General features: G+C 71.8%; 11 protein-coding genes. 3 read left to right on the top strand and 8 right to left on the bottom strand.

The features are described from left to right. Positions 1-127: 127 nt before the first annotated feature. Positions 128-334: a hypothetical protein gene (locus AX737_RS38330; protein WP_066924701.1), complete on the bottom strand. Its 207-nt coding sequence runs from the start codon at positions 332-334 to the stop codon at positions 128-130. Between the two features lie 174 nt (positions 335-508). On the opposite strand from AX737_RS38330, the gene AX737_RS38325 reads away from it, so the two are divergent. After that, positions 509-1,087, top strand: a complete 579-nt coding sequence (locus tag AX737_RS38325; RefSeq protein WP_066924699.1) for a type 1 glutamine amidotransferase domain-containing protein — start codon at positions 509-511, stop codon at positions 1,085-1,087. Between the two features lie 86 nt (positions 1,088-1,173). On the opposite strand, the gene AX737_RS38320 is transcribed toward AX737_RS38325, so the two are convergent. Then, the gene (locus tag AX737_RS38320) at positions 1,174-2,478 is read right to left on the bottom strand and encodes a L,D-transpeptidase family protein (RefSeq protein WP_066924697.1); all 1,305 of its coding nucleotides are present in this window, start codon (positions 2,476-2,478) and stop codon (positions 1,174-1,176) included. Between the two features lie 442 nt (positions 2,479-2,920). On the opposite strand from AX737_RS38320, the gene AX737_RS38315 reads away from it, so the two are divergent. Then, the gene (locus tag AX737_RS38315) at positions 2,921-3,445 is read left to right on the top strand and encodes a DUF1465 family protein (RefSeq protein ID WP_066924695.1); all 525 of its coding nucleotides are present in this window, start codon (positions 2,921-2,923) and stop codon (positions 3,443-3,445) included. 140 nt (positions 3,446-3,585) lie between these two features. On the opposite strand, the gene rpmE is transcribed toward AX737_RS38315, so the two are convergent. Further along, positions 3,586-3,837 (bottom strand): 50S ribosomal protein L31, encoded by a 252-nt coding sequence (rpmE, locus tag AX737_RS38310; protein ID WP_066924693.1) that lies wholly within the window; start codon positions 3,835-3,837, stop codon positions 3,586-3,588. A 241-nt stretch (positions 3,838-4,078) separates the two neighbouring features. On the opposite strand from rpmE, the gene AX737_RS38305 reads away from it, so the two are divergent. Further along, a complete protein-coding gene (locus tag AX737_RS38305; protein ID WP_066924691.1) occupies positions 4,079-5,920 on the top strand; it encodes an ABC transporter transmembrane domain-containing protein in 1,842 nt (613 codons plus the stop codon). Between the two features lie 313 nt (positions 5,921-6,233). Here AX737_RS38305 and AX737_RS38300 read toward each other — a convergent pair whose 3' ends face one another. The 5 genes from AX737_RS38300 to flgH form a co-directional block, all read right to left on the bottom strand. Then, complete coding sequence (locus AX737_RS38300) at positions 6,234-7,235, bottom strand: ABC transporter substrate-binding protein (RefSeq protein ID WP_066924689.1); 1,002 nt, start codon at positions 7,233-7,235, stop codon at positions 6,234-6,236. Between the two features lie 13 nt (positions 7,236-7,248). After that, complete coding sequence (locus tag AX737_RS38295; protein ID WP_082773200.1) at positions 7,249-8,034, bottom strand: ABC transporter permease; 786 nt, start codon at positions 8,032-8,034, stop codon at positions 7,249-7,251. Positions 8,035-8,053: 19 nt separating this feature from the next. Continuing rightward, entirely contained in the window at positions 8,054-8,905 is an 852-nt protein-coding gene (locus AX737_RS38290; protein WP_066924685.1) for an ABC transporter ATP-binding protein, read from the bottom strand. A 173-nt stretch (positions 8,906-9,078) separates the two neighbouring features. Then, a complete protein-coding gene (locus AX737_RS38285; protein ID WP_066924683.1) occupies positions 9,079-10,140 on the bottom strand; it encodes a nitronate monooxygenase in 1,062 nt (353 codons plus the stop codon). A gap of 82 nt (positions 10,141-10,222) precedes the next feature. Continuing rightward, positions 10,223-10,969: a flagellar basal body L-ring protein FlgH gene (flgH, locus tag AX737_RS38280; protein WP_066924681.1), complete on the bottom strand. Its 747-nt coding sequence runs from the start codon at positions 10,967-10,969 to the stop codon at positions 10,223-10,225. Between the last annotated feature and the right edge of the window lie 116 nt (positions 10,970-11,085).

Below are 11,085 nucleotides of genomic sequence, written 5' to 3'. Positions count from 1 at the left end.
CCGCCACGTCGCGACGAGCCTCGCCGAGATCCTGAACGCGCCGCGCGACGTGCGGGCCTCGCACGGCGGCCACTGAGGCCTCCGGCCGGGAGGCTCCTCCCCCGCGGGGGGAGGAAGACGGCGCCCGCTACATCCGCACGCCCGGATCGGTCGGGCTGCCGGGAAAGACGTCGGGCTCGGAGCCTGGGCCGCCCGGCTCGCCGATGCCGGGATCGTTCACCGGGTAGGGCGTGCGCGGGCCGGTGGGGCCGACATCCGGCAGATCGTCGGGCTGGGGCGGCGGCGGAAGGTCGCCGGGCGCGGGGTCGGGCGTCGGAAGGCCGGGATTGGCCATGCGCGGATCTCCTGGTTGTCGGGCTGGCTGTCTGGGATGTGTGGGCTAACGGCCGCGCCGCCCGCCTGTTCCGGCCCGACGCCGACGCGGGCCCGCCCTGCCCTCACCGGGCGGAACGCCGCGACGCCGCTCCCGTTGCCAGTCCAGTCCAACGACGAAACGGGAGACGACGCCATGCCCGACATCAAGCAGTCCAAGGTCCTGATCCTCGCCACCGACGGGTTCGAGGAGACCGAACTGACCGTGCCGCTGACCAAGCTGCGGGAAGCGGGCGCGACCGTGCACGTGGTCGCCCCGAAATCCCGCGAGGCGAAGGAATCGATCCGCGGCTGGGACAAGACCGATTGGGGCAAGAACGTCGCGGTCGATCACGATCTGGAGGCGATCGACGCCGCCGCCTACGACGCGCTCGTCCTGCCGGGCGGCCAGATCAACCCGGACAAGCTGCGCCTCGAGCCGAAGGCGCTGGAGGTGATCAAGGGCTTCCTCACCTCCGGCAAGGTGGTCGCCGCGATCTGCCACGCGCCCTGGCTGCTGATCGAGACCGGCGCCGTGAAGGGCCGCGACGTGACCTCGTTCAGCTCGATCAAGACCGACGTGATCAACGCGGGCGGGCGCTGGCACGACAAGGAGGTCGTGACCGACCAGGGCATCATCACCAGCCGCAATCCCGGCGACCTCGACGCCTTCGTGGCCAAGATCATCGAGGAGGTGCGCGAGGGCAAGCACGAGGCCCGTCAGCTCGCCGCCTGACCCGCCGCACCGGAGCTGAGAACGAGAGAGGCCCGCACGCCGTCGGCGTGCGGGCCTCTTGTCTTTAGGCGCCGAGGGCCGAGGCCTCAGTTCGCCTCCTCGTCGCCGGGCTCGAAGGTCTCCGGCATGGTCGACTCGGCGCTGGCGACCGGCGTCGGCGCGCTGATCGTCGAGGGCACGTTCACGCCGTCGCGCTTGTAGATGTCGTCGCGGAACTGCACGAGGCCGTCCGGGGTCGACCAGGCGGTGATGTAGGTCCAGTAGACCGGCACCGGCTGGGTCAGCGTGGCGTCGATGCGCTTGCCGCTCTCGATCGCCTGCTCGACCTGCTCGCGGCCCCAGCCGGGCGTGTCCTTCAGGAGCCACGTGATGTACTCGCGCACGTTCTGCACGCGCACGCAGCCCGAGGAGATGAAGCGGAAGTCGTCGCCGAACACGCCCTTGGTGTTCGTGTCGTGCATGAACACGCCGTAGGGGTTCGGGATGTTGATGCGCACGATCCCCATCGAGTTGAAGTCGGCGCCCGAATCCTGCCGGTAGGTGTAGCGCGTGCCCTCGTCCGAGAACCAGTTCACCGACTTCGGCGAGATCTCGCCGCCGCCCGACAGGATGCGGATCTTGTTGTCGGTGAGGTAGTTCGGATCCTTCTGCATCTTCGGGATGAGGTCCTTCTTCACGATCGAAGCCGGGACCGTCCAGGTCGGGTTGAAATTGATCTGCGTCGCCTTGGTGTTCATGATCGGCGACTGGCGGTCGATCTTGCCGACGCCGGCGGCGTGCAGGGTCACGACCTGCCCGTTCTCGACCGTCTGGACGAGGGCCGCCGGGATGTTGGTGATGACGAAGCGGTTGCCGAGGTTGCCCGAGTAGGAGCGCAGGCGCACCGCGTTGATCTCGAGCTGGCGCAGGCGGATGTCGGCCGGCACGTTCATGGCCTGCTGCGTGGCGAGGCTCATGGCGCCGGTCTGGCTGAGCCCGTGGCGGGCCTGGAAGCGCTTCACGCCGGCGGCCACGTAGGAATCGTAGACGCCCGAGGTGCCGGCGGCCGCGTCGAGGTCGCCGGTGACGATGAGGCGCTGGCGGACGGCCGCGACCGCCGGGCCCTTGGCGCCGATGCGCAGGCGGTCGGCGCCGCCGACCTGCCGCCAGCCGCCGCGGGCGACGATGTCCTTGTAGCGCTCGACCATCTGCTCGGTCGCCGCCACGGTCTGGGGCGACAGGATCGGGGTGGACGAGCGCTGCACCTGCATGGCGGCGGGCGATGCGTAGTCCTGCGCCCACTCGGCCTGGGCGAAGCCGCCCGGTTCGCGGGCGAGGGCGCCGCCCGCGGTGGCGGCGGTGGCGAGCAGCGCGAGGCTCGTGGAGACCCGCAGGGTTGCCAGTTTCAGCATGGGCCGGTGGCTCTGTCCGTCGGTGGGCGAGATACGGGTTCGGCAGGCCGGATCGCCCGCCGCGCCCCTTGTCGCCGGGGTATCTGGGTACGGTTAAGAACCCATGGGGACCCGGCCAGAATGTGGCGCGCGGGTGCGGCGGCGCACCCGCCACGGCCCCGCTCGTCCCGTCGCCCGGCTGCCCGAGCGTGGCCGTGGCAGAAAAGCCGCACCGTCGCGTTTCGGGACCGGGCCGTCCCGCACCGGGACGGCAAGCGCCGGTCACGGCCCCGCCCCTCCCCTTCCGGCGCGTCGCCGCCGGTGCGGCGCCGGCGCATTAACGTTATGTTTAGCTATCGTTACCGGATCGCCCCGCGGGGCGCTAGGATTGCGTCCACGACCACGCGATCGGCGTGCGGATCCCGACACGGGACGCCGCCCGAACCGGGGTTCAGGAGGCAAGATGAACGGCTTCGACGTCACGTTCCGCGACGAGCGCGACTGGGTGGATTTCGGCCGGACCTATGTGGGGTCGGAGGCCTTCCGCGCCCTCTTCCGCGACGGCATGGCGCTGGTCGAGGAGACCGCGGCCTATCTCGACGGCGAGGGCCGCGAGGAGTCCCGCCTGATCTCGCGCGACGCAACCCTCTGCTACGCCTCAGAGAGCATGCGGCTGACCACGCTGCTGATGCAGGTCGCCTCGTGGCTCCTGGTGCAGCGCGCCGTCTCCGAGGGCGAACTGACCCCGAGCCAGGCCCTTCAGGAGAAGAACCGCGTGCGGCTCGCCGCCGCCGAGCCGCCGAAGCCCGAGAGCTTCGGCCTGCTACCGGTGCGGCTCCAGAACCTGATCCTGCGCACCCGTCGCCTGCACAGCCGCATCCTGCACCTCGACGGCCTGATCTCGGAAGACCGTCCGGCCCCGGTGCCGCGCGAGAGCCCGGTGGCGGCCCAGCAGGGCCTGCTCCGCTCGGTCTTCCAGCACCACTGAGGACGCGCCCGTCGTCCCCTCTCGCTCTGGGGAGGGAGAGGGACGCACGGGGCCCGAAGCACCGTGCGGGCACGAAAAAAGGGGCGCTTCCTTGCGGAGGCGCCCCTTTTTCATGCCGTCCCGGAGGCCGGCGCGCCGCCTCAGCGGCGGCCGACGAGGTTGCCGAAGCGCGAGTTGAAGCGCGAGACGCGGCCGCCGCGATCGAGCATCTTCTGCTCGCCGCCGGTCCAGGCCGGGTGGGTGAGCGGATCGATGTCGAGGTTCAGCGTGTCGCCTTCCTTGCCGTAGGTCGAGCGCGTCCGGTAATCGCTGCCGTCGGTCATCACGACCTTGATGAAGTGGTAGTCGGGGTGCTCGGTACCCTTGGCCTTCGCGGCCGCGTCCTTCGCCATGACCTTTGTCCCTGCAGTGCCGTCCGGGTGGGGATCGCCCCGCCCGCCGGGTTGACCTGGTGTTCTTGGAATTGTTGCAATGAACCCGAGGTTCATGGCAACGGCTCGTGCAACGCCGACCGGCCCGTCTCTAGAGGCCCGCGGCCATTCAACACGCGCAATCGGATGAAGCCGCGCGTATATCCCAGGCTCCGTCCGCGAACAAGCGCACTCGTACAGGGTGGGATCCGAACGGAACGCCATGGGTAAGACAACACGCGGGGCCGAGGGGCGCGGCAAGGCATCGCTCGGCGCCCTGCGCCCCCTCCTCCCCTACGCCGCGCGCTATCGCGGCCGCATGCTCGCGGCGCTGGTCGCGCTGGCCGCCGCCTCCGCCGCCACCCTGACGGTGCCGATCGCGATGCGGCGGGTGATCGACCACGGCTTCTCGGCCGAGGGCTCCGCCGTCATCGACGCCTATTTCCTGGCGCTGCTGGGCGTGGTCACGGTGCTGGCGCTGGCCTCGGCCGCCCGCACCTACACTGTGACGACGCTCGGCGAGCGCGTGGTGGCGGACCTGCGAAGCGCCGTCTTCGCCCGCCTCACGGTGCTCGACCCGGCCTTCTTCGACCGCACGCAGTCCGGCGAGATCGTCTCGCGGCTCACCGCCGACGCCACGCAGGTGAAGGCGGTGTTCGGCGTCTCGATCTCGATCCTGCTGCGCAACCTGTTCCTGTTCATCGGCGCGGTCGCCATGATGGTGGTGACGAGCCCGCGGCTCTCCGTGATGGTGCTGGCGGCCATCCCGCTCATCGTCTTCCCGCTGATCGTCTCGGGCCGCGGCGTGCGCCGCCGCTCGCGCGCCGCGCAGGACCGGCTCGCCGACGCCTCCGCGTACGCGGCCGAAGCCGTGGGGGCCGTGCGCACCATGCAGGCCTTCGGCCGCTCGGAGGCCACCGCCGCCCGCTTCGCCGCGGCCTCGGAGGAGGCCTACGGGGCGGCCCGCAACTCGATCCGGGCCCGCGCCCTACTGACGGGCGTCGCCATCTTCCTGATCTCGACCAGCGTCGTCGGGGTGATGTGGTACGGGGCGCAAGGGGTGCTCAGCCACCAGATGAGCGCCGGCCAGCTCTCGCAGTTCGTGCTCTACGCGGTGTTCGGCGCGGGCGCGCTCGGCCAGCTCTCCGAGGTCTACGGCGAGATGGCGCAGTCGGCCGGCGCCGCCGAGCGCCTGGCCGAGATCCTGGCCGCCGAGCCGGCGATCGGCCGGCCGGCCGATCCAGTGGCTCTACCCGTCCCCGCCCGCGGCGCCGTGACCTTCGAGGCCGTGCGCTTCGCCTACCCGACCCGCGAGGAGAAGCCGGCCCTCGACGGTCTCACCTTCCGCGCGGCGCCCGGCGAGCGCATCGCGCTGGTCGGCCCGTCGGGTGCCGGCAAGAGTACCGTGCTGCAACTGCTGCTGCGCTTCTACGACCCGCAGGCGGGCCGCGTGCTGGTCGATGGCGTCGATCTCGTCCGCACCGATCCGGACGACCTGCGCGCCCGCATGGCGCTGGTGCCGCAGGACCCGACCGTGTTCTCCGGCACGGTGATGGAGAACATCCGCTACGGCCGCACCGAGGCCGGCGAGGCGGAGGTGCGGCGCGCGGCCGAGCTCGCCCACGCGGCCGGCTTCATCGAGGCCCTGCCGCAGGGCTACCACACCCAGATCGGCGAGCGCGGCGTGACGCTGTCGGGTGGCCAGCGCCAGCGCATCGCCATCGCGCGGGCGATCCTGAAGGACGCGCCGATCCTGCTCCTCGACGAGGCGACCTCGGCCCTCGATGCCGAATCGGAGCGGGCTGTGCAGCAGGCGCTCGACACGCTGATGCGGGGCCGCACTACACTGGTCATCGCCCACCGGCTCGCCACGATCCGCGCCGCCGACCGCATCCTCGTCCTCGACGAGGGCCGGATCGTCGAGGCGGGCACGCACGAGAGCCTGCTGGCGCAGGGCGCGCTCTACGCGCAGCTCGCCGCGCTCCAGTTCACCGACGCGCTGGACGAGACCGCCCGCGGCAAGGGCCAGCGGGCGCGGACGGAGACGCTGCCGGCGGCGGAGTAGCGGCGGCGCCTTCAAGGAAGCCCGTGCCTCCTGCGGGCAGCCACCGCGAGAGTCGGCGGATCCCTTCTCCCTGCCGTGCGGGGAGAGGGCATCGGCGACCTCGTCGTCGCCGAAGCGAGCCGGCGTATCGATCCCGGAGGGATCGACGCGATGGTGAGGGGGCTTCGACGGGGGAGTCTCTTCCGTTCAAGCCCCCTCACCGCCGCTGCGGCTTCGCCTGCGCTTCCCTCAGGCACGACAGGGTGCCCGCGGGCCTCTCCCCGCGCGCGGGGAGCAGGGAGCGCCACATCCTGAACCGCCGGCGGACGCCCGCCTACTCCATCGCCCGCTTCACGAAGCGGTCCTCGAAGGTCCTGGCGAGGTCGATCTGCGCGCCCTGCAATTCGGGGTCGAGGGTGCGGACCAGCTCCAGCACGCTGTTCATGCCGTCGCGGCTCGGGATGCCGGTGCGCGAGTAGGTGGCGAGCGAGTTCCTCACCGCCTGCACGTAGAGGGCCCGGTCGCCGAAATGGTAGGTCGGCGGGACCAGGTCGGCGATCTCCTCCGGGCTCGCGGTGGCGACCCACTTCAACGCCTTGGTGAAGGCGTTCACCACCTTCTGGGTGCCGACCCCGTGGCGCTCGATCCAGTCCTGCTTGGTGTAGACGACCGCGGCCGGGTTCGGCCCGCCGAAGAGCTGGCGCGTGCCCTCGTCCGTGCGGGTGTCGACCAGGACCTTGATGTCGCCATCCGCCTCCAGCTTCGCGATCACCGGGTCGAGGTGCGAGACCGCGTCGATCTCGCCCTTCTTCATCGCCGCGATGGCGCCGGCCCCGCCGCCGATGCCGATGAGGGGTGCGTCGGTGGCCTTGAGCCCGGCCTTGATCATCGCGAACTGCACGGCGAGCGCCGTCGAGGAGCCGGGCGCCGTCACGCCGATCTTGCGGCCCTTCAGGTCGGCCACGCTCTTCACCGTGTTGGCGAGGTCCTTGCGCACGCCGATGACGATGGCGGGAAGCCGGCCGAGTTCGCACACGGCGCGCACGTCCTGGCCCTTCGCCTGCATGCGGAGCGTGTGCTCGTAGGCGCCCGCGACCACATCGACGGAACCGCCGATCAGCGCCTGCAGCGAGCGCGCACCGCCGCCGAAATCGTTGATCTCGGCCTCGATGCCCTCCTCCTTGAAGAAGCCCTTCCGCTCGGCAACCGTCAGCGGCAGGTAGTAGAGCAGGGGCTTGCCGCCGACGCCGATGCGGACCTTCACGGTCTCGGCGCGGGCGGTCCGGCCGAGGCTCAGCGCCGCGGCGGCGCCAAGGAGGAAGCTGCGGCGTTGCATCGGATCAGTCCTTTCAGCCCTGGCCGCCCGCCTGCGGACGCCAGACGAGGAGACGGTTCTCGATCACGGTGACGACCGCGTCGATCACGATGACGAAGACGGTGAGGATCAGCATGCCGGCGAAGACGCCGGTGACGTCGAACACGCTCTCGGCCTCGTGGATCTTGTAGCCGAGGCCCGCCGACGAGCCGAGATACTCGCCCACCACCGCGCCGACCAGCGCGAAGCCCACCGCGGTGTGGAGCGAGGAGAACATCCAGGTGAGCGCCGAGGGCCAGTAGACGTGGCGCAGGAGCCCGCGCTCGTTCAGCCCCAGCATGCGGGCGTTGTTGAGCACCACCGGGCTCACCTCGCGCACGCCCTGGTAGACGTTGAAGAACACGATGAAGAACACGAGCGTGAAGCCCAGCGCCACCTTCGACCAGATGCCGAGCCCGAACCAGAGCGCGAAGATCGGCGCCAGCACCACGCGGGGCAGGGCGTTGGCGGCCTTGATGTAGGGATCGAACACCGCGGCGAGCAGCGCGTTGCGGGCGAACAGGAAGCCGAAGGCGATGCCGCCGGCCGCGCCGAACACGAAGGCCAGCACCGTTTCCTGCAGGGTGATCCAGAGATGGCCCCAGATCTCAGGGGTCAGCATCTCGGCCCAGGCGCGGGAGAGCACGGCGCCCGGCGTCGAGAAGAAGAACTGGATCTGCCGCGTCTCGCCGAGGACGGGATAGACGGTCAGCACGTGCCAGATGCCGAGGCCCGCGAGGCCGACGCCGATCTGGAGCGCGAGGAGCAGGAGGCGGTTCACGGTCTGGGATCTCCGCGCGTCAGGCCGGGCCGCCGGCATAGGCGCGCGAGACCTCGACCCTGAGGCAGGACCAGATCTCGCGGTAGAGGTCGTGGAAGCGCGATTCCAAACGGATCTCGCTGATGTCGCGGGGCCGGTCCAGGGGCACGGGGAAGTCCCCGACGACGCGGGCGGCGGGGCCCGCCGAGAGCACGACCACCCGGTCGGAGAGCGCGATCGCCTCCTCGAGGTCGTGGGTCACGAAGATCACCGCCTTGCGGTTCTGCGCCCAGAGGTCGAGCAGCAGATTTCCCATGATCTGGCGGGTCTGCGCGTCGAGCGGCCCGAAGGGCTCGTCCATCAGCAGGATCTCGGGATCGCGGATCAGCATCTGGGCGAGCGCCACGCGCTTGCGTTGCCCGCCCGAGAGCATGTGGGGATAGCGGTCGGTGAAGGTCGCGAGCCCCACCCGGCCGAGCCAGGCGCGCGCCCGCTCCCGGGCCTCGGCGCGGCGCACGCCCTGCGGCTCGAGGGCGACCGCCACGTTGTCGAGCGCCGTCTTCCAGGGCATCAGCGCGTCGGCCTGGAAAAGGTAGCCGGCCCGCGCGTTCAGCCGGGGGAGGGGCTGGCCGAAGATCTCGACGCGGCCCGCGGCGGGCTTCAGCAGTCCCGCGGCGGCGTTGAGGATCGTGGACTTGCCGGAGCCCGTCGGGCCGACGACGGCAACGAACTCGCCCGGCCGCACCGCCAGGTCGATGCCCTCGACCGCGACGTAGCGCTTGCCGCCCTTCAGCGTGAAGGCGATGGACACAGCATCGAGGCGCACGGCCGCCTGCAGGGGCGTCGCCGCCGCGCTCGCCGCCTCGGACGAGCCTTGCCGGCTGCCCTCCATCCGCGTTCTCCCGTGGCCGTCATCCGGTGGGTGGTCCTGACGGCCTTGGCGACCTTTTCCTCGAGCCCGCGGCGGAGATCAATCGCGCGCGACGCGCGGCGATGAGACAGAATGGCCACCGCCAACCGGATTTTTTCACCGGGAGCCCGGGATGATAACGGGGCCGCGGACCGTCAGCGCAGCCTGTCCGCGCCCCCGGCAAGCGCGCGGGTGAGCGCGGCGGCGTCCCGGACCTTCGCCAGAGGCGCGCCCTGGCCGGCCCAGAGCGGCGTGAAATCGCCCGAGCCGCGGGCCTCGGCCGCCACGCGCAACGGCTGCAGCGCCACCGCCGCCCGCGGGAAGGCCGGGGCGTCGGGGGCGATCGGCCCGAATTCCCGCATCGCCCGGTTGCGGAGGCCGCGGGCGGGCCGGCCGGTGAACACCGTGGTGAGCGCCGTGTCGGCGTCGCCCGCCTCCGCCAGCGCCCGCGCGTGAACCGCCGACAGGCCGGCCGCCTCGCAGGCGAGGTAGGCGGTGCCGACCTGCACCGCCGCGGCGCCGAGCGCGAAGGCGGCCGCCGAACCGCGCGCGTCCGCGATCCCGCCCGCGGCGATCACCGGCAGGTCCACGGCGTCCACCACCTGCGGAACGAGGGCGAGCGTGCCGACCTGGCCGGCGATGTCCTCGCTCAGGAACAGGCCGCGGTGTCCGCCGGCCTCGAGGCCCTGCGCGATGATGGCGTCGACCCCGCGCTCGGCGAGCCAGCGGGCTTCGGCGACCGTGGTGGCGCAGCCGAGGATGCGGCAGCCCGCCGCCCGCACCGCCGCTAGGAGCTCCGGCTCGGGCAGGCCGAAATGGAAACTGACCACCGGCGGGCGCAACGCCGTCACGGCCTCGGCCATGCCGGCGTCGAACGGGGCCCGCTCGGGGCCGGGCGTCACCGCCGCGGGGTCGATGCCGAGCGCGCGGTAGGCCGGTGCGAGGCGGGCCGCCCAGGCCGCCTCCCGCTCGGGATCCGGCGCGGCACGGCGGTGCGCGAAGAAGTTGAGGTTGAACGGCCGACCGGTCCGCGCCCGCAGCGCCGCGACCTCGGCGCGGATCCCGTCCGGGCTCATCGCCGCGCAGGCGATGGAGCCGAGGCCGCCGGCCGCGCTCACCTCGGCCGCCAGCGCGGGCTTGGGCCCGATCATCGGGGCCTGGATCACCGGGTGCTCCAGGCCAAAGCGCTCGCAGAAGGCGCGCCGCGGATCGCTCATCCGTCCCTCGCCGATTCGGAAGGTAAACGAGCGATGCACCTTTCCCGCCGCCCGCGCCAGCGCGTCGGGGCGCGGACCCGCCTCAGAACGGCAGCAGCACGTCGATCACCTGCTGGCCGTAGCGGGGCTGCTGCACGTCGGTGATCTGGCCGCGGCCGCCGTAGGCGATGCGGGCCTGGGCGATCTTGGCCGAATCGATGGTGTTGTCGGACTCGATGTCCTCCGGCCGCACCACGCCCGCCACGATCAGCTCGCGCACCTCGAAGTTGACCCGGATCTCCTGCTTGCCCTCGACCACGAGGTTGCCGTTCGGAAGAACCTGCGTGACCACCGCCGCAACGCTCGTCGTCACGGTCTCGGCCCGCTGCACCGAGCCGGCGCCGTCGCTCGAGGTGTTGGAGGTGGCGTTCAGGAGCTTGTCGGCGGCGATGCCGGCCGCGGCCACCCCGGCGCTCTTCTCGAATCCGAAGGCGTTCGGCAGGCCGAAGCCCTCGCTGTTCGAGCGCGAGCGCTTGGTCTCGTTGTTGAGGTTCGCCCGGTCGGTGACGTTCACCTTCACGGTGACGAGGTCGCCGATGCGGGCGGCGCGCTGGTCCTTGAAGAAGGCGCGCGAGCCGGTGCGCCAGAGCGAGTTCGGCGCGTAGGAGACCGGCTGCACGTCCGGCATCGGCATCCGCACCGGCTTGTAGCCGGGCTGGCTCGTCGGGTCCTCGATCGCCGAGAGCACCGGCTGCGCGCCGATCTGCGAGAGCCGGTCGGCGGTGTTGCAGGCGCCGAGCCCGCCGCAGGCGAGCGCGAGGAGGGGGAGACGCAGGGCGGAGCGGATCATGGGCTTGGACCGGCGTGTCTGGATCAGCGGAGGGCGGTGGTGCCGGGCAGGGCGGCGCTGGCTTGGCGCTGCGGCCCGGCGGGGCTGACCGAGACGCGGCCCTGGCCCACGACGAC

The sequence above is a fragment of the Methylobacterium sp. CCH5-D2 genome, assembly GCF_001556475.1.
GTDB lineage: Bacteria > Pseudomonadota > Alphaproteobacteria > Rhizobiales > Beijerinckiaceae > Methylobacterium > Methylobacterium hispanicum.
The sequence above is the reverse complement of the archived record's forward strand: the minus strand, read 5'-3'. Positions and strand labels throughout refer to the sequence as shown.